Origin of the sequence: Xanthocytophaga flava, assembly GCF_030068545.1 — a bacterium.
Taxonomy (GTDB): domain Bacteria; phylum Bacteroidota; class Bacteroidia; order Cytophagales; family 172606-1; genus Xanthocytophaga; species Xanthocytophaga flava.
In genome coordinates this window covers 22,371-40,750 of sequence record NZ_JASJOR010000028.1, presented here as the reverse complement: position 1 = coordinate 40,750, position 18,380 = coordinate 22,371, and the positions used below count along the sequence as shown (strand labels likewise).

Below are 18,380 nucleotides of genomic sequence, written 5' to 3'. Positions count from 1 at the left end.
TAGCTTTAAGAAGAGACTTTACTGTCAGATAGTAAAGTCTCTTGCTATAGAGTTTATTCTTTCACAAAAGAACCTGCAAGCAACTTAATATTACCCGTTAGTTGAACTGATTTATTATCAGTGTCATAGGCGTTGATCTGATCATTGGGGATTGTGATATCGGCTGATAATTGATTCCCTTGTACAATCACAGTTCCTCCCACATTCTTGCCAGTTGGCGCAGTTTGCTGTGTGAGTGTAAATGAATAACTTTTGGTATTTCCTGTTTCTACGGAAGCAGTTACATCTGCAGTGAATTCGCGTTCAAAATCCGGTACTGCTGAGATTTTGATGGTAGCCTTCTGATCAAGGCGTGTAATCGTGATTTTTGTATTTAATAAATTCCCTCCAGTATTATCCTGACTTACAGCCGCCGTTCCGGAATACGTCCCAAGATTTGTGGCCTGAGGATCTTTGTCATCATCTTTACAGGCTACTGCAGTCCATAAAAGCAACCCAAATAAAATACCTTTTCTTAAATTTTTCATGAAACAAATTTAGGTTCTACAATTAAGTGTACTGCCATATCTTACGATATGGCTTCCTGCAGGGTTACATACTAAAAGATTTCAGATAGGGTTGTATAGGGCTTAGATAAATGCTTTTATTAGGGTAATATATTCATTTATAGTAGTTTAGTGGAATTGTGTGGGGTCTCTGGCGAATCGTAATTTTGTAGATACTTATCTGAGCATTACTGGATAAAAATAAAAACTGCCTATCCGGATATATATTCCGGATAGGCAGTTTTGTATAAAGAAACAGCCTCTTTAAAAGGGTAGAACCAATCGTTGAACAGGGCGGTCTGCTATCAGATGCTCTTCTACAATCTCTTTTACATCTGTCAGCTGTACATTACCATAGTAGACTCCCTCCGGATATACAACCAGGCTTGGGCCAAATGCACAGGCATCCAGGCAGCCTGCACGTTGCGCTCTGATTTCGATCTGAAGACCTCTTTCTTTCAATTCTTTTTTAAATTCCTCTACCAAAGCCATCCCGTTCGCTTCTCCACACGACTTTTTAGGCGCTTCTTTCTGATTTGTGCAGATAAATACGTGCTTCTTAAATTTCATAATAAATTGTTGGTATAGATATAGTAATATATTGGTTAATTATTCTTTTCCACGTAAACGAAACTCTTTCATTCGTTGCCGATCCTGATGAAGCTTATTAATTGCCAACTCACGATTAGAATACAAGACCTGAAACGTCTCATAGTCATTTTGCAGAGTGGTATCTTTGCTCATATACTGAAACAACTGTCCTACAATCTCAGTAAACTCATCTTTCAGATAATAGTATACCCACTGGTCCATTTTCTTGAAACTCAATAATCCGGAATTTTTCAGGTATAACACATGGCGGGATGTTTTAGCCTGTGTAAAGTCCAAGATCTGCTCCAGATCAGATATGCACATTTCTTTGTTTTTATAAAGAAGAAATAAAATGCGTACCCGGGATTCGTCACTGAAAGTTTTGAATAGCTGACTTCCGAAAGTAAGATTGAAGTTTTTGAGTTTCATTTTGTGAGTGATTTATGAATAGAATAATGGCAGAATAGTTGTACAAGAAAACTTGCATCCATCAAGCCATCATTCGTTTATCTTTCGATAACCTTTGCCGGGTTACCAAATACGGTTGCTCCTGCTTTAACATTCTCAATAACAACAGATCCCGCACCAATTCGGGCGTTTTTGCCTATGGTAATTCCTGAAACAATAGTAACGCCACTTCCTATAAATGTGCCATTTTCAATAGTAACACCACTTCCAATAATACTACCCGTGCCTACCTGTACCAGATCACCAAGTGTAGTTTCATAGTCAACTACAGTATTGGCATGCAAAATGCAATGACTACCTACGCTGGCAGCCGAATTGATGATTACACCTGCACTAATTAAATTTCCATGACTGATTGATGCTGAAGGGGCAATATAGGCTTGTTTGTGAATAGCATTAACAGGCATTATTTTACGTTTTTCCAGTAGTACTTCCACCAGATGTTTTCGTAATTTATTGTCGTCTGTCGCTATAAATGCTTCACATTTTTTGCCAATCAGCTTCAGAAAGCCATCATCATCTGTATCGCCAAGTACAGAGATATCCATAATTTCTGTATTGTGCAACTGTTTGTCATCGTCCAGAAATCCATATACTACCACCTCATTGCTCTGAAAGATATCCAATGCTACACGTCCCAGACCTTTTGCACCAAAAATAATAACCGGGTTTTCCATATATTAACTAATAAAAGTAAAGATTCTAAAATCCATTTTCAATGTCTGTATTGATAAATGGTGGCATCCGTGTCTTTATATACAATCTGGTATGAAGACATTGATAAAGATGCTGGGAATTCATGATCCTTATGAACTACGACAAAATTATATTTTTTTTTTGTGGAAAACCGATCTGCGCCAATATCTAACTGAATTGTTCTGTGATTCGTTTCATATTGAAATAAAATACATAATCCATACTCATAGTATTGTACAAATACTCCATTTGCCTGATGACTATATAGCCAGTAGCTAACATTGTCCAGACTGTTATATATTCCTTTACCTTTTGGCGTAGTTAGTTGATGAAATGTATTAATGCACGATAAAGCATATACTATAAGTCCACCTGTGATAAAAACACGATAATACTGGAAGTAAGAAAATACATACTGTCCTAAGATTGCTATGGCAGGCCATTGCAGAGGCAGGATATAGATCATAATACGACCATAAGGTAATACTCTTTGTAAAACCATAATGGGAATGATAATCCATAGTGTAAGAAGATACAGTTGCAGCCAGTGTTTCTGAAAACCAGTAATCTGGCGAGTGAAGATTAGAAGTATACTACCCATACTGATAAGTAGGGTAAACCAAATAGAATACGGAACACTATTCCACATGAAGTCTGCTAAATCAGTAAGGGTAGTTTGTAAACCCTCCAGAAATGTAGTCCATTCCAACTGGGTTGTCCATGTATTTGCTGTCACTGCACCCCAGCCGTTGAGCAATAGTACAGGGATGTACACCAATGTTACTAATATACCAATACAGATTTCCATCCAAAGAAGACAAACCAATTGATGCATATTTTTTTGTGTCAGAAAGAATAGCATCAGATATAAACTCAGGCCTGCAAATGGATACAGAAAGATCGGAATAGTATAAAATCCCAGAAAACAACTGATAATGAATATAATAGAAGTAAGTCTGCTTATTTTTCTTGCAGAGATAATAGAAAGTACACAACCCGTTGCCAGTACTATCCAGCAAATCAGCAGGCTATATCCACGGCCCTGAATGCTATACCCAAAGACTTGTGGTGAAAAAGCCAGTAAGCTTACGGAAACGATCGCAATGAATGCTGAAAAATGATAACGTGTAATAACCCAAATTCCAAAGAGTGCTACTATACCAGATAGCAATGCGGGAAGACGTAGTACCCACAATGGGCTTTGGAGAAAAAAATTAACTATTGTGCAAAGCAAAGAGAATAGAATGTGATTGTTGGGACCTGGATAGTATACTGCCGAAACAATCCATCCTTTACTTACAAAATACAGATAAGTAAACCGTTCGTCTACATGTAGTGGGAGTTTAGTGAGAAAGTATATTCTACTTATACAGATCAGAATACATAAACCTAGTAGATATATACGTTCTATATCGGTTGTTTTAACATATGTCTTTTGTAATAGATTATAGATAGAAAGTATCCAGTCAGTTATTAGTTGTATAGCAGGTGGTATTTTTTTCCAGATTAAATAAGTACATAGGGCTGAAACAAGTGTTGCTATCACAGAGAAATAGCGTACCAGAACAAATCTCGATGGAGTCAGGATAGAATGCTGAAATTTGTCCAGCTTATTCGTAGGTATATACGTTTGAGCAATCCATTGGATAATGTTAGCGTAGGAAGAACTAACTAGAAGGTAACTTACTACTAAGAATAGTATAGTAACTACAATAAATCCAGATCGAAGGAGCAGGCTACCTATAATCTGCATGATCCGGATTTTGCCTGAAGTTGTTTTCATAACTGGCGAAGATGAACATTTTTTTTCAACTTTGGCGCATCACTTATCATGCATTATGAAAACAGGGAAGATTATCATACCCGTTGTGTTGCTACTAGTATGGATACCTTTTGTTTTCCAAACAGATCTCTATCCTTTGTTTCGGTTTGGAATGTTTGCAGAACCTGTTCATCGGGAAATACAAACAGAGTATTTTTCTCTGCGAATAATCAGTAATGCAGATAAAACATATATACTATCTCCTGAAGAAACTAAACTGGGTAGCCTGGCATACCTGATGCGTAATTATTACTATCGTCATGAAGCAGATACACTTTTGAGGCGTATTCATTCCATTACCCCTCATGCGGATACAATTTCTGAATGGCAGTTGCTGCGTATGGTAAGTGAGGTAGATCATCGTAAGGTGGATACAACAGTTGTAGCTTCTTTTAAACCCAGTTCACATGAATAAAAAGTTAGTAATAGGATGGAGTAGCATCTGGGTGGTCACAACTTTGGTCTATATACTATGGATACGCAATTTGGTAATACAAAGTTTTTATGATAGAGCGCCTGATTGGTTCACTCAACTGGTAAATAGTCTGTATCCTCGGTTTCCAATAGAAAAACATCGTTTCGAGCTTTCTTTTTTTCTCGGACATGCCGATCAGATCATCATCCGTTTGGGATTGATTACTTGCTTCCTGGTATTTACTTGGTTTGCCAGAAACTACTGGACATCTCATACAACCTGGTTAGATCAACTGTGGCAGGTACGAATTTCGCAGAGGAATATTCAGATATACATATGGGTTGTATATACCTGTGTTATTTATTTTACCTATGACTGGTATATTGTTCTAACTCATCTTTATGAGGCGCAGGTACTATATAAGCCTTTATTACTACTGAGATTATTGCACCTCTCATTTCCTTCTCCTATATGGATAGGTATTGGGTATGGGTTATTACTGATTGGCTGTTTTGGAATGCTGTTTCGTTTTAAGAGTAGTATATGCGCAATGGTAGTAGCCATAGTATTTACTTTGTTGCAGGGCTGGCTATACAGTTTTGAAAAACTGGATCATGCATTCGCTCCTTTGACTTATGTGTTGTGGCTTATGCCGCTTCTGATTATACAGACTAATCATTCCTATGTACAATGGGCTTTGCCATTAATCCGGATGGTAATAGGAATTTTATATCTTCAGGCTGGTTTGGAAAAACTTTTGATAGGAGGAATGGAATGGTTAGATCCTGAAACTTTTCGGAATTATCTGTACTTACATTCAACCCCTACTGGCTTGTGGGTTGCCAATCAGGATTGGCTATGTATACTCTTGCCAGCTATGGCTTTACTATTTCAACTAAGTTTTATTCTTATCGTTTTCTTTCCTGCTACACGTTGGATAATTCTGCCAGTAGGTGTTCTATTTCATAGTAGCACATATATATTGATGGGAGTAGGAGGTATTGTAAATGCCTGGGTATGGCTGTATGGCTTATTCTTATTTGATGGACTCAATACAAAGAATGCAGATTTGACAGGCAAAAAGTCGGTAGATAAAGAAGCTTAACTTGATTTCCAGTACTTTTTCAGCATGCCATAGATGACCACATCTACGAATTCCTGACGATGTCGGTAGTAGTTTCGTAATAAACCTTCTTCCTCAAAGCCAAGTCGTTCGGCTACTGAGCGACTACGGCGGTTTTTCTCAGCAACCAGGATTTCAACCCGGTTTAGTTTTAGTTCGTCAAACGCATAATTGATCATTTGCCGACAGGCTCGGGTAATAATTCCTTTTTCCTGATAGTTGCGGGAAAGCCAATAGCCTATTTCAGCTTTTTGATGGAATGTTTGTATATTATTCAAACCAATACATCCTATAATCCTGTTTTCGCACCAGATTGCAGCTACAACACACTCTCCCTGTTTGTATTGTGTTATCGTGTCTTCAATAAATGCCAGCGAATCATCTACATTCAATGTTCCATCAACCCATGGAAGCCATTGTCGCAGATAGGCGCGGTTAGTATGGATAGTATAAAAAAGTTGACTGGCATCCTCTGCCTGTAACAGACGTAGTTGAAATGGAATAGTTCGGGCTCGGCTAAATAGCATATGCTCAGTTTATGCATTGACAACGAATATACAAAAAAGAAAATGCAATAACGAAAAAATAATAAAACAGGATAATTTTAATGTTTTATAACAACCTGCTGTGTTTTTTTTGTAAAAAATAGTACCTTGTTACAAGTCTTCTCTTCATCTGCTTGTTTTCTAAAAAAAGGATCTGTTTGTATGATCAAAACTAGCAATAGATAGGGTATTTGCATACTATCTGCTGGTTTATGTATGGATTATGGAAAATCCAGATACTAAGTAAGTAGAGACCTAATGTGCCTTTAGTAAGAATATTCTTTAGAAATACTATCTGCCTGACCACATTCATAATGATTATTGCATGAATATATTTTTACGATTTGGTTTATCATTTTTTGTCTCCGTATTACTCTTTTGTGAGCTTTCTGCTCAGCAGACCCGCACTATAACAGGTAAGGTAACGCAGTCTGAAGACAATGAAGCAATGCCTGGAGTTTCTGTATCTGTAAAAGGAACTACCAATGGCACTCTTACAGATGTTAGTGGCAATTACTCGATTTCAAACGTACCCGAAAAGGCTTTACTTGTTTTTAGCTTCATTGGACGTCAGACAATGGAAGTACCCATTGGTAACCGTGCCACTATAAATGTACAGATGGAACCCAATGTGACAGAGCTGACTCAGGTAGTAGTAACGGGTTATAAGACAGAACAACGACGTGATATTCGTGGCTCTATTGCAACTATAACAAGTGATAAATTTAAGGATATTCCAGTAGTAGGGATGGATCAGGCACTGCAAGGACAGGTAGCTGGTGTACAGGTTACTCAATCTTCAGGAACACCAGGTGGAGGGATCTCAGTTAGAGTTAGAGGAAGTACTTCAATTTCAGCATCCAATAGGCCTTTATTTATTGTAGATGGGATTCCTGTTGAAGATGGCGAATTAGGGTTACGTGATTTTGGTGGGCAGAAGGATAATGCATTTTCTACAATTAATCCTAATGATATCGAATCTATTGAAGTCTTAAAGGATGCTTCTGCAAAAGCTATTTATGGATCTCGGGCTGCTAATGGAGTGGTGTTGGTCACAACTAAAAGAGGAAAGGCTAATACCCGTACTACAATTGAAGCTGATATACAACGAGGACTTATTGATGTCGTTAGAAAACCTGAATTATTAAATGCCCATGAACTTCTAGAGTTACAACGTGAAGCAGTAGTAAATGGAGGTGGCGATCCAGATAAATTAGGCTTAATTCCGGGAGTAACAGATGCTGTGAATACAGATTGGATAGATGCTGTACTGCGTCGGGCATTGTATCAGCAATACCAAATTAGTGCAAGAGGAGGTAATGAACGTACACGCTTCTATACAAGTATCAACTACCGTGATGAAGAAGGTGTACAGTTAAATAATAAATTTATCCGTTTTTCAGGGACTATTAACTTAGACCATAAAGCTACAGATAAACTTTCATTTGGTAATAATCTTATGGTTTCCCGTACTCGAAATGATAGAGTAAAAGGAGATAATTTTTTAGATGGAGTTTATTCTGGTGCTATTAAAAGCTTACCATTTGATAGTCCTTATAATGAACAAGGACAATTATTGGTTCCCAATAGCCCTGGTTATCCAGGCTTTCCCAATTTTAATCCAGTTGGTCAAGCATTACTTCCCAGATTCCAGACATTTACTACAAAAATAGTCGCTGGTCTCACTGCTGAATATGCTTTCTTACCAAATCTCAGGTTTCGAACCAAATTAAGTACAGATTATAATGGTGTGACAGATGATCAGTTTGAGCCCTCAACTACTGCAATAGGTGGATTTCTTCCTTCTGTTGGAGGAAAAGGTTACGGTATATACGGTAGTGGAAACTACATTACATTAAATAATACGAATTTATTGACATATAACTATGTAAAAGGTGAGAATCATGTTCATGAATTTGATATTTTATTAGGAAATGAAATTCTTAAACGAACAGAACGTACCTCTCAAATAGTAGGCCGATTATTTCCAAGAGATGAATTTACATATATCACAGATCCTATTACTGGAGATCCAATTGCCTCTATTAATGAGGGCAGCTCTTTTTTGGTTTCCAATGGTTTAGTTTCATTTTTTGGGGAAGTAAAATATAAGTTTAAAGATAAATATTTATTTGGTGCAACTGCGCGATATGATGGATCTTCTAGATTTGGTAAAGGAAAAAGATATGGTGTATTTCCCTCTCTCTCTGCTGCATGGCGCATTTCTGCTGAAGATTTTATGAAAGAATATACATTTTTAGATGACTTGCGTTTGAAAGCTAGTTATGGGTTTACAGGAAATGAACGCATAGGAGAGTTTCAGTTTTTAACCAGATTTAGTGGTGCTACTTATAATGGTACAACTGGGCTGACACCTTCTGCTTTAGGCAATAATAACTTACAATGGGAGAAGACCCGTGAAATAAATGTAGGTATTGAAGCATCTTTATGGAGTGGACGATTGGGTGTGACATTAGATGTATATAATAACTTAACATCAAAATTACTCAATACTTTTCCTCTACCCACAACCACTGGGTTTAGTGGATTTCAGGGAAATATAGGGTCTGTTTCAAATAAGGGTATTGAGTTTTCTGTGAACGGGGTTGTAGTAGATAGAGCGATTAAATGGCGTACTAATATTAATATATCTCATAACAAAAACAAGGTTGAATCTTTATCGGATTCTTTACCCCTATATAGAGGGTATCCTGCTAGTGGAACTTCTAGTACAAATATTATTAAAGTAGGTGAGCCATTGGGAACATTTTGGGGCTTAGATTTTTTAGGTGTAGATCCTGCGACAGGTGATGCTATTTATAGAGATAACACAGGTGATGGAACTATTTCTGCCGAGGATGCGCAAGTAATAGGAAATGCACAACCTAAATTAATAGGTGGTATAACTAATACCTTATCCTGGAAAAATCTAGATCTAAGTGTGTTTTTTCAGTTTTCCTATGGTAATAAAATTCTCAATTTTAGTAATACTACCCTACTTAATTCAGGACAAAATATTCGTAACAATCAGTCAAGAACAGCTTTAAGAAGATGGAGAAAGCCCGGAGATATTACAGATGTGCCCAGATATCAGTATAATCCAGAGAGAAACGAAGATGATAATCCAAATACAATGTTAAGCAGTCGTTTTGTAGAAGATGGATCTTATATTCGTTTAAAGAATATCTCTTTGGGATATACTCTACCAAAGCAATTGCTTACACGCTTTAAAGTACAGTCTGTACGAATACTCCTATCCGCAACTAACTTAATTACTCTTACTCGTTACTCTGGTCCAGACCCGGAAGTAAGTACCTTGGATGGTTCCACGGCTGCTCAAGGTCTAGATCTCTTTACTTTTCCACAGGTGAGGAATATAATGGTAGGAGTGACTATTGGTTTTTAATGTTTACTATCTAAAGAATTTGATTAATGCGAGGATCAATACTATATATATTCATTATTGGATTATTTATATGTACTCTTTGTGGATGTGAAGATGTACTAAATCCTAAACCTAACAATATTTTATCAGCTGAGATTGTGTTAACCTCTCCGGATGATGTACCACAAGTACGTATTGGGTTATATAATGCACTAAGAAGTACTGCAGCCTTGTCTGTGGTTGCTGGTGATCTTACTGCTGATCTTGTTGTACATAATGGTACATTTACAGTTTATAATGAGTTAAGTAATAAAAGGATACCTTCAACTAATGAGGCCGCAGCAGAATTTTGGAGAACTATTTATAATGTTGTTTATATTACTAACTTCATTGAAGAACGCTTGCCTGGCTTAGCTGGTGTACCGACTGTTGAAAAGAATCGATTGATGGCTGAGGCTCGACTCTTAAGAGGATATGTGTATTTTATAGGCGCAAATACTTTTGGTGGTATTCCACTTGTCACTACTACAGATGTTGAAACCAATAGCAATATTGGTCGTTCTTCAAAGGAAGAAATACTTGCTTTTGCTCTGGAGAATATTACACAGTCTATAGGTGGACTTCCTGATTCTTCTACTATTGGTGCAGGATACGCTACCAAATATGTTGCTAGAGCTCTACTTGCCAGATATTATTTATATCAAGGGGATTGGGTACAGGCTGAACAGTTTGCTACACAGGTTATTAACTCTGGACAATATCAACTTGAACCGAGTTTCAGTACTATCGTTACCAAAGATTTTACAAGAGAATCCATTCTTGAAGTAGGATATGGAGCAACAGATGATCCTGGAAGTGATACTTATAGTCTTAATAATCTATTTGTTGGTAGGAGAGAGGTGATTCCTGCCAATTCATTCCTTCTGAAGATTATTAACAATGAATCCGGAGATCGTAACCTGACTGTAAGTTTTGATGTACGAAATCAGCGGGGCAACGATAATGGATTTTCTGTGGCAAAATATGGTACTTCGGATGCGGATAATAATAACATTGTCTTGTTCCGACTAGCTGAAATGTATTTGATCCGGGCCGAAGCCAGAGCACGTCAGGGTAAGTTAACAGGGGCAGGTGGAGCAATCGCAGATATTAACGTACTGAGAACTCGTGCCAAAGCAAATACAATTACATCCAGTAATCAGTCTGATATATTAACAGCTATAGAGAATGAACGTTTGTATGAACTGGCATTTGAAGGGCATCGATGGTATGATTTAGTTCGAACTCAGAGAGCTAATGCCGTAATGACAACTTTTTCTTCAAATTGGAAAGATACCTATACTGTCTGGCCTGTACCTCAAATAGAAATACAACGCAATCCCGCCTTGAGAGGGCATCAGAACCCAGGCTATTAATAGAATAAAGTCAGAACAGATCCAATATTACATTTTTTAGTACAATGGCAATGAAGAAACTACTACTTACAAAAGTTATACAGATCATTTTTATTACGGGATTAGCCGGCTCTGTATTTTCCTGTGAAGCTGATAGGATTACTTTTCAGGGACCCTATCATGTGCGTTTTACAGATACTGTTGCCTCAGTGAAAGAAAGTTATCCGCAAATTGTCAAAGTACAGATACACAACGTAGGACCTCAGTTGAATGAGGATATTACCGTGAAATATTTGGTGGGTGGCACTGCCCGTGAAGGTATAGATTACACAATATTGGGAACAAAAGGTACTGTTGTGATTCCTGCAAATCAAAGTTTTGGAGAGATCCAGGTTCGTTTGATTAATAATGCAAATGATCGACTAGAATCACAGACTCTTACATTCACATTGACAGATGTATCTCCAACTTCACTAATTGTAGGATTTGGTAAAAATAACAATATTGGTCGTCACATGACTTATACTATTGAAGATGACTGTATTTTGGGTGGTTATTATATTGGAACACGCAAAATAGGATCATCTACGATTACTGTACCAAATGTTGAGGTGACAAGTGTAGATTGTGATAACTTTATTCTGTCTAACTGGAATATTGGCTTTGCTAATCGACCTGACTTCGATATCTTTTCATTTAATGCAATTCATCCCACATTAAGCATTATTGACAAAAAAGACAATACAATTGAAATTCCTGCACAGAATAATGGTGATGTTGTATTGAGTGGAACTGGCTCATGGAATCCTCAGAATGGAAACCTGCTGCTAAATATTCAACTAAAGTTTCCTCTTTCTAATCCAACCAGAGATACGGTTATTGCCTTACCAACTTTGACTTTCATTCCACAAAAAAATTAACGTTGAATGTATACCTCTATACAAAATATAGCCTGGAGAATAGGGAAAGCCTTTTTCGTTTTGGGTGGGCTTTTTTGGGGTGGCTCTGCCTGTTCTGAAAAGATTGAGCCTAAACCTTATACTTTTTCACAATTACTGACAGGAAAAGAAAGTAAAAAGTGGCAACTTGTTGCATTTCAGGTAGTAGATGAAGGTCAGGTATATAATGCAAGACTTTTTCCCTGTGAGCAAAATGATATATATACATTCTATGCAAATGCTGCCAAAGAGGTAGAAATACAGAATGGCGACTCCAAATGTGATGAAGCTGAACCTGATGCTTATGAAGGAAATTGGGCATTAATAAATGCTACTGCAACACTAGCTATTCCAATACCTTTTCTTTCTGGATCTTCTTCTATCCCTTTTACTCTTAAACAAATAACAGCAACATCATTTATTGTTGAATATTATTTTCTGGATATTGAGGCTAGTTATCGCTTTACTTTTAATGCAATTCAGGGAGGTTAATCTAATAAGATAAGGTTAGCACTAACCAACACCTATTTCATATTTGTCAGTAAATGAATTCTGGATAATAGCAAATACTTCTATGAAGCTACTTTTACTCAAAATATTAATTTTATCTACTTTTATCTTACTTGCAATTATTCCATCTATTGCACAACAACAAGTAAATAGATGTGCTACTATGGAGATGGATTCTTTATTGCGAAAGAAGTATCCCCAACTTGGAAGTCTTATTGACTTTGAACTGGAGTTACAGAGCAAGGTTAAAGAGATTGAACTACAAAGACAATCTGGACGTACCACTGCTGCTGTGATTACTATTCCTGTGATAGTTCATATTATCCATAATGGAGAAGCCATAGGACAAGGACGTAACATTAGCGCGGCTCAGGTACAGTCACAGTTGGATGTTTTGAATGAGGATTTTCGCCGTAGGGCTGGTTCTCGTGGCTATAATACAGATTCTAGGGGTGCGGATATAGAAATAGAGTTTTGTCTCGCTGCTTTTAATCCACAGGGAATAGCAATGGCCGAAAAAGGTATTGACCGTCGACAAGGTTCCCGTGCTGCATTTACCAAAGAACAGATGGATGGCGAAGTAAAACCATTAACCGTTTGGGATCCTAATCGTTATTATAATATCTGGGTTGCTGATTTTACAGGCAGCGCACAAAATTTGCTGGGATATGCCCAGTTTCCCAGCAAATCAGGATTAGGTGGTATGCCTGAAGATGGTGGTCCTGCAAGTACAGATGGGGTAGTGATTAAGTATACCGCCTTTGGGTCCAAAGACAAAGGTAGTTTTCCTGTTCTGCAAGCTCCCTATGATCTGGGTCGTACGCTTACACATGAAACAGGTCACTGGTTAGGTTTACGCCATATATGGGGGGATGGCAATTGTGCTACAGATTATGTAGATGATACACCTACTCAACAGTCAGAAAGTCGCGGGTGCCAGAAAGGACGAGTTTCTTGTGGTACTGCCAATATGGTAGAAAACTATATGGATTATTCGGACGATGCCTGTTCGAATATCTTTACAAGAGGACAGAAAACAAGAATGCTGGCTGTGATGGAGATCAGTCCACGCAGACGCGAACTGATTTCATCTAATGTATGTGGTAATGCCATTGTAGAAGCACCTATTCCTAACTTCCGGGTAGATAAACAACAAGTATTACGTGGTGGTAAAGTAACCTTTACAGATCTATCTGCTAACCTGCCAACTCAATGGCAATGGACATTTGAAGGTGGAAATCCATCTGCCTCAACCGCTCAAAACCCAGTTGTAACATATGATACTCCAGGTAAGTTTAATGTGACACTGGTGGCTATAAACTCTATAGGTTCTTCTGCTCCGTTGGTTCGTACTGATTACATTGAAGTATTAGAGGCTGGCTTATGTAATTCCATCACGAACTTTAAAGGCACCGCTACTGTCCTGAAAGAAACCTCTCCTGCAACAGGGTATATAACAGGGCATAACTCCCGGAAGGATCAGGCGAAAGCTGAATATTTTGGCAATAATCTTGGCTATGAGAATGTAAGTGGTACCTCTATCCGTTTTGGCTATGCCTATGCTGCTGAAGGATCTGCTACCGAATCAACAGTGACTGTAGTGGTTTGGAATGCACGTGGTTTGCAAAGTAGTCCAGGACAAATTCTTGAACAGAAAGAAATACCACTAAGAACTATTTTGCAGGATGTAGCTCAAAATAGAGAAACAAAGATTTCGTTTGACCGAAACGTACCTGTTGGTGGTTATCCTTTCTTCATAGGTGTAATATTGAACTATGATAAGAAAGATTCTGTAGCAATAGTTTCCAATCAAAATGGTCAGTCCTCTCAGATTACTGCCTGGGAACGTAATTCTCAGGGTGTATGGCAAACCTATTCTATCTCCAGAGGTATAAATGTGGCACATGCCATCACAGCTAATGTTGGAATGAATGAATCTGTGCAGGTAGGGGCCTCGACCTTATTTACAGATGCAGGACAGCCTGTTACTCTCAATGCCAGAGGCGCAGGTTTATTCACTTGGACACCTGCTACTACATTGAGTTCTTCACTGGGTGCACAGGTGATAGCGTATCCTACACAAACTACTACTTATACTGTAACAGGAACGGGGACGGATTTATGTAATCCAGAGGCTTCTATTACTGTATTTGTACGAAATCCTACTGCTGTAGAACCTAATCCTATTGAACGAAACCTGATTATTAGTCCGAATCCTACTGAAGGTCAATTACAATTTGCCTTATCCAATTCGATAAGAGGCAATGTGGAAATTTCACTGTATAACTTTATTGGCCAAAAGGTAGCTGGTGTGAAGGAACAAAAGACAACTGCGGAATATGTGAAAACTATCGACCTGGGATCCGTAGCCGCCGGAATATACATTGTAGAGTTTCGGTTGAATAGCTGGAAGGTAATGCGGAAGATTGTAAAGATTTAATGGGATAGAAGTGCCATTGAGGTACAGAATTGTATTTTTAGTGTAAATAGAACGAAGAAATATTGTTTATTATAGACAGATTTTTCATTTTGTATAAGATAATTTAATCCAAACCTAACCATGAGACAATTTCGACAACTTTTTCTTTTGGCCATTCTTGCTTTGACTGTATTTGCCTGTAGCAAAGACGATGATCCCAAACCTCAGACAAATGCAGATCTGTTGGTTGCTCATTCATGGCGTCTCACTGCATTATCTTCTGATAAGCCTATTCCTTTTGTAGATGAAGATGATACTACAGTTATTACTCCAATTTCAGATCTCTACAACCAGTACTTTCCTCCTTGTATGAGAGATGATGTCTTTAGTTTTACAAGTGATGGTAAATACACAATAGATGATGTAGGAACATCTTGTGGAGGGGATAAGATTAGTGTATTTGGTACTTGGTTTATGAGTGGGGATAAAGATGCCTTAGTACTTACTGGTGGAGGATATATATCGTATTTCACACAAAATATTGAGAACTGGACGATTACAGAATTAAATTCAACCTCTTTCAAAGCAACTACCTATTTGTCCAGTTCTACAACAGCCTACACAATTACTTATACTTTTACTGCTGCTGACTAAGCTTTTAAAAAAGTATATGCTTTTGAGAAGCACGCATTAATGCGTGCTTTTTTTATGTCTTTCGTTTTCACTATAAAGTAAATATTCTTTAAAATTGTATTAGTTTTATAAAAAATATTTTCAATTCCTTCTAATTTATCATCATGTCAGATTTTAATATTCAGGAGCAACCCAAAGAGTTTGATGTATGCATTGTTGGGTCTGGTGCTGGTGGGGGTATGGCAGCTTATATGCTAACCAAAGCAGGAGCAAATGTTTTGTTATTGGAAGCCGGTGGCTACTATGATCCTGCTGATGCTAAGTATATTACACAGCTTAAATGGCCGTGGGAATCTCCACGGAGAGGTGCCAGCACAACCCGTCCTTTCGGAGATTTTGATGCGGCATGGGGCGGATGGCAGATTGAGGGAGAGCCTTATACTGCTGCTCCCGGAACAGAGTTTCACTGGTTCCGTTCTCGTATGTTAGGTGGACGTACCAATCACTGGGGTCGTATTTCTCTCCGTTTCGGTCCAGACGATTTCAGACGTGGTACCCTGACAGGTATTGGAGACGACTGGCCAATTACCTATGATGATATCAAACCTTATTATGATAGAGTAGATAAGTTGATAGGTGTTTTTGGAACAGTAGAAAACTTCCCAAATGAACCGGATGGCATTTTCCTTCCGCCTCCCAAGCCACGTTTGCATGAGTTAATGCTGAAAAAAGCAGGTAAAGATATCGGTGTGCCCGTTATTCCATCCCGTTTGTCTATCCTAACCCAGCCTATCAATGACGAAAGAGGCCAATGCTTCTACTGTCATCAGTGTAACCGGGGATGTCAGGCGTATGCGGATTTTTCTTCTTCTTCTGTACTTGTAAAGCCAGCCTTGAAGACAGGCAAACTGACATTGGTAAATAATGCCATGGTGAGAGAGGTATTGACAGACGACAAGACTGGTCTATGTACAGGCGTTTCGTATGTCAATACAGTCAATCTTCAGGAATACAAAGTAAAAGCAAAAGTAGTCATACTGGCAGCTAGTGCGTGTGAGTCTGCACGTTTGTTGCTGAACTCCAAATCCGCTCGTTTCCCGAATGGACTAGCTAACGATAGTGGTATCATCGGTAAGTACCTGAACGACTCTACAGGTGCAGGACGGTCTGCATTTGTACCAGCATTGATGGATCGGAAAAGATACAACGAAGATGGAGTAGGCGGAATGCACGTATACACCCCTTGGTGGTTAGATAATAAGAAACTGGATTTCCCAAGAGGATATCATATTGAATATGGTGGAGGTATGGGAATGCCAACGTATGGCTTTATGTCAGGATTGGAAGGGGTTAACGGAAAAGTACCTGGAAAAGATGGTAAGATGAAGCCTGCCGGAGGATATGGTGCATCGCTGAAAGAAGACTATCGTCGTTTTTATGGTGCGTTTATCGGTATGGCCGGACGAGGCGAGCCTGTACCATTGGAAAGCAACTATTGTGAGATTGACCCTACTACAGTGGATAGATTTGGTATTCCTGTACTGCGATTCCATTACAAGTGGTCTGATTACGAGGTAAAGCAGGCAAAACATATGCAGGATACTTTTGAAGAGATTATTCATGCAATGGGTGGGATCCCATTAGGACAGAAGCCAGGTGCTGATCGTAACTATGGATTGGAAGCTCCTGGTAAAATTATCCATGAGATTGGTACGGTACGTATGGGAAATGATCCCAAACGATCTGCACTGAATAAATTCCAGCAGGCACATGCTGTGAAAAATTTATTTGTGGTAGATGCAGCCCCATTTGTATCTCAGGGTGATAAAAACGTAACATGGACTATTCTCGCTTCTTCTATGCGTACATCAGAATACCTGACTGAAGAGGTGAAGAAGGGAAATATATAGGAAACTAGCTGACTAAAGTACCATTGTCTGGATATGATCAAAACCGATAGCATTAACTAAGATATGAAACGTAGAGAGTCACTTAAAGCTTTAACACTGAGTTCACTTGCTGGCCTTACTGTTACAGCACCCGTAGATGTTAAGCCACCACAGACACCCGTAACTATTCCAGGTGGTCGTACCAAAAAAGAAGCGATCCGGGACGCAAAGCTGATGTCTGAAAAGTATTTCACAGATACGGAATTACAAACTATTCGCATCTTGTGTGATATTATTATTCCTGCTGATGCACATTCGGGAAGTGCGTCACAAGCTAAGGTGCCTGAGTTTATTGAATTTATGGCAAAAGATATTCCTTCGCTCCAGACTCCTCTGACAGGAGGATTACAGTGGATTAATCAGCAGTCCAACAAACGATTTGGAAAAGCATTTGCTCTGTGTACTGCTGCTCAACGTATTGAAATAGTAGACGATATCGCCTATCCTGAACAGGCTAAACCTGAAATGAGTCAGGGTGTTGCCTTCTTTAATCTAATGCGCAATCTGACTGCTGCGGGATTCTTTAGCAGCCAGATGGGAATTAAGGATATCGGCTATATGGGAAATACACCCAATCAATGGGATGGAGTTCCTGAAGATGTACTTAAACAATATGGATTGAGCTATTAGATCCAAAAAGATAAATTCTTGTCTTAATACCCTGTAGAATAACATCTCTACAGGGTATTGTTTTTTATAAGTGAATACATTCGTATATTTTAAAAATCCTATATCTGTAGTACTTCTTCTACGATTTTTTCAAACTGAAAGAAACCCACAGCTGTCTGGAATATACTGTAAATGTCTATAGAGTCCTATAAATCAGAGTTCTATCTTTAAATACATTATATTGGATCTTTTATATACTAATGTATATTTGTTGCCAGGTATAAAAACTTTTTCCTTTGTAAGAAGTTAGTATTTGAAATGTGCTATTTCAATACTTT

General features: G+C 38.3%; 16 protein-coding genes. 10 read left to right on the top strand and 6 right to left on the bottom strand.

Annotation, left to right across the window (positions count from 1 at the left end):
- Positions 1 to 53: 53 nt before the first annotated feature.
- The 5 genes from QNI15_RS29910 to QNI15_RS29890 all read right to left on the bottom strand — a co-directional run bounded on the left by QNI15_RS29910 (position 54) and on the right by QNI15_RS29890 (position 4,083).
- Entirely contained in the window at positions 54 to 527 is a 474-nt protein-coding gene (locus QNI15_RS29910) for a hypothetical protein (RefSeq protein WP_314035352.1), read from the bottom strand.
- 282 nt (positions 528 to 809) lie between these two features.
- Positions 810 to 1,115 (bottom strand): (2Fe-2S) ferredoxin domain-containing protein, encoded by a 306-nt coding sequence (locus tag QNI15_RS29905; RefSeq protein ID WP_314035349.1) that lies wholly within the window; start codon positions 1,113 to 1,115, stop codon positions 810 to 812.
- 39 nt (positions 1,116 to 1,154) lie between these two features.
- Complete coding sequence (locus QNI15_RS29900) at positions 1,155 to 1,565, bottom strand: ArsR/SmtB family transcription factor (RefSeq protein WP_313985642.1); 411 nt, start codon at positions 1,563 to 1,565, stop codon at positions 1,155 to 1,157.
- A gap of 77 nt (positions 1,566 to 1,642) precedes the next feature.
- The gene (locus tag QNI15_RS29895) at positions 1,643 to 2,281 is read right to left on the bottom strand and encodes an acetyltransferase (RefSeq protein WP_314035347.1); all 639 of its coding nucleotides are present in this window, start codon (positions 2,279 to 2,281) and stop codon (positions 1,643 to 1,645) included.
- A 38-nt stretch (positions 2,282 to 2,319) separates the two neighbouring features.
- A complete protein-coding gene (locus tag QNI15_RS29890) occupies positions 2,320 to 4,083 on the bottom strand; it encodes a hypothetical protein (RefSeq protein WP_314035345.1) in 1,764 nt (587 codons plus the stop codon).
- A gap of 55 nt (positions 4,084 to 4,138) precedes the next feature.
- Between QNI15_RS29890 and QNI15_RS29885 the strand changes: the two genes are divergently transcribed.
- Together QNI15_RS29885 and QNI15_RS29880 are read left to right on the top strand one after the other, a co-directional pair.
- On the top strand, positions 4,139 to 4,537 hold the full coding sequence (locus tag QNI15_RS29885) for a hypothetical protein (protein ID WP_314035343.1): 399 nt from the start codon (positions 4,139 to 4,141) through the stop codon (positions 4,535 to 4,537).
- The gene (locus tag QNI15_RS29880; RefSeq protein WP_314035341.1) at positions 4,530 to 5,642 is read left to right on the top strand and encodes an HTTM domain-containing protein; all 1,113 of its coding nucleotides are present in this window, start codon (positions 4,530 to 4,532) and stop codon (positions 5,640 to 5,642) included. Before QNI15_RS29885 ends, QNI15_RS29880 begins: the two co-directional genes overlap by 8 nt.
- Here the strand turns inward: QNI15_RS29880 and QNI15_RS29875 are convergent.
- A complete protein-coding gene (locus tag QNI15_RS29875; RefSeq protein ID WP_313998828.1) occupies positions 5,639 to 6,187 on the bottom strand; it encodes a GNAT family N-acetyltransferase in 549 nt (182 codons plus the stop codon). The two genes, QNI15_RS29880 and QNI15_RS29875, sit on opposite strands and share 4 nt — an antisense overlap.
- Before the next feature lie 343 nt (positions 6,188 to 6,530).
- Here QNI15_RS29875 and QNI15_RS29870 point away from each other — a divergent pair, with 343 nt between their 5' ends.
- From QNI15_RS29870 to QNI15_RS29835, 8 genes are all read left to right on the top strand, one after another.
- Complete coding sequence (locus QNI15_RS29870) at positions 6,531 to 9,611, top strand: SusC/RagA family TonB-linked outer membrane protein (protein ID WP_314035339.1); 3,081 nt, start codon at positions 6,531 to 6,533, stop codon at positions 9,609 to 9,611.
- 26 nt (positions 9,612 to 9,637) lie between these two features.
- Positions 9,638 to 11,005: a RagB/SusD family nutrient uptake outer membrane protein gene (locus QNI15_RS29865; RefSeq protein WP_314035337.1), complete on the top strand. Its 1,368-nt coding sequence runs from the start codon at positions 9,638 to 9,640 to the stop codon at positions 11,003 to 11,005.
- Positions 11,006 to 11,055: 50 nt separating this feature from the next.
- A complete protein-coding gene (locus QNI15_RS29860; protein WP_313998821.1) occupies positions 11,056 to 11,904 on the top strand; it encodes a Calx-beta domain-containing protein in 849 nt (282 codons plus the stop codon).
- A 6-nt stretch (positions 11,905 to 11,910) separates the two neighbouring features.
- Positions 11,911 to 12,414, top strand: a complete 504-nt coding sequence (locus QNI15_RS29855) for a lipocalin family protein (RefSeq protein ID WP_313998819.1) — start codon at positions 11,911 to 11,913, stop codon at positions 12,412 to 12,414.
- Between the two features lie 82 nt (positions 12,415 to 12,496).
- On the top strand, positions 12,497 to 14,872 hold the full coding sequence (locus QNI15_RS29850) for a M43 family zinc metalloprotease (protein ID WP_314035335.1): 2,376 nt from the start codon (positions 12,497 to 12,499) through the stop codon (positions 14,870 to 14,872).
- Between the two features lie 120 nt (positions 14,873 to 14,992).
- Positions 14,993 to 15,505 carry a hypothetical protein gene (locus tag QNI15_RS29845; protein WP_314035333.1) on the top strand — a complete coding sequence of 171 codons (513 nt, stop codon included), beginning with the start codon at positions 14,993 to 14,995 and terminating at the stop codon, positions 15,503 to 15,505.
- 143 nt (positions 15,506 to 15,648) lie between these two features.
- Positions 15,649 to 17,394 (top strand): GMC family oxidoreductase, encoded by a 1,746-nt coding sequence (locus QNI15_RS29840; RefSeq protein WP_314035331.1) that lies wholly within the window; start codon positions 15,649 to 15,651, stop codon positions 17,392 to 17,394.
- Positions 17,395 to 17,457: 63 nt separating this feature from the next.
- Complete coding sequence (locus QNI15_RS29835; RefSeq protein WP_314035329.1) at positions 17,458 to 18,063, top strand: gluconate 2-dehydrogenase subunit 3 family protein; 606 nt, start codon at positions 17,458 to 17,460, stop codon at positions 18,061 to 18,063.
- Positions 18,064 to 18,380: the final 317 nt, after the last annotated feature.

Coding starts and splice junctions, on each gene's coding strand:
- QNI15_RS29910 (WP_314035352.1), bottom strand. CDS start 527: ATGAAAAATTTAAGAAAAGGTATTTTATTTGGGTTGCTTTTATGGACT.
- QNI15_RS29905 (WP_314035349.1), bottom strand. CDS start 1,115: ATGAAATTTAAGAAGCACGTATTTATCTGCACAAATCAGAAAGAAGCG.
- QNI15_RS29900 (WP_313985642.1), bottom strand. CDS start 1,565: ATGAAACTCAAAAACTTCAATCTTACTTTCGGAAGTCAGCTATTCAAA.
- QNI15_RS29895 (WP_314035347.1), bottom strand. CDS start 2,281: ATGGAAAACCCGGTTATTATTTTTGGTGCAAAAGGTCTGGGACGTGTA.
- QNI15_RS29890 (WP_314035345.1), bottom strand. CDS start 4,083: ATGAAAACAACTTCAGGCAAAATCCGGATCATGCAGATTATAGGTAGC.
- QNI15_RS29885 (WP_314035343.1), top strand. CDS start 4,139: ATGAAAACAGGGAAGATTATCATACCCGTTGTGTTGCTACTAGTATGG.
- QNI15_RS29880 (WP_314035341.1), top strand. CDS start 4,530: ATGAATAAAAAGTTAGTAATAGGATGGAGTAGCATCTGGGTGGTCACA.
- QNI15_RS29875 (WP_313998828.1), bottom strand. CDS start 6,187: ATGCTATTTAGCCGAGCCCGAACTATTCCATTTCAACTACGTCTGTTA.
- QNI15_RS29870 (WP_314035339.1), top strand. CDS start 6,531: ATGAATATATTTTTACGATTTGGTTTATCATTTTTTGTCTCCGTATTA.
- QNI15_RS29865 (WP_314035337.1), top strand. CDS start 9,638: ATGCGAGGATCAATACTATATATATTCATTATTGGATTATTTATATGT.
- QNI15_RS29860 (WP_313998821.1), top strand. CDS start 11,056: ATGAAGAAACTACTACTTACAAAAGTTATACAGATCATTTTTATTACG.
- QNI15_RS29855 (WP_313998819.1), top strand. CDS start 11,911: ATGTATACCTCTATACAAAATATAGCCTGGAGAATAGGGAAAGCCTTT.
- QNI15_RS29850 (WP_314035335.1), top strand. CDS start 12,497: ATGAAGCTACTTTTACTCAAAATATTAATTTTATCTACTTTTATCTTA.
- QNI15_RS29845 (WP_314035333.1), top strand. CDS start 14,993: ATGAGACAATTTCGACAACTTTTTCTTTTGGCCATTCTTGCTTTGACT.
- QNI15_RS29840 (WP_314035331.1), top strand. CDS start 15,649: ATGTCAGATTTTAATATTCAGGAGCAACCCAAAGAGTTTGATGTATGC.
- QNI15_RS29835 (WP_314035329.1), top strand. CDS start 17,458: ATGAAACGTAGAGAGTCACTTAAAGCTTTAACACTGAGTTCACTTGCT.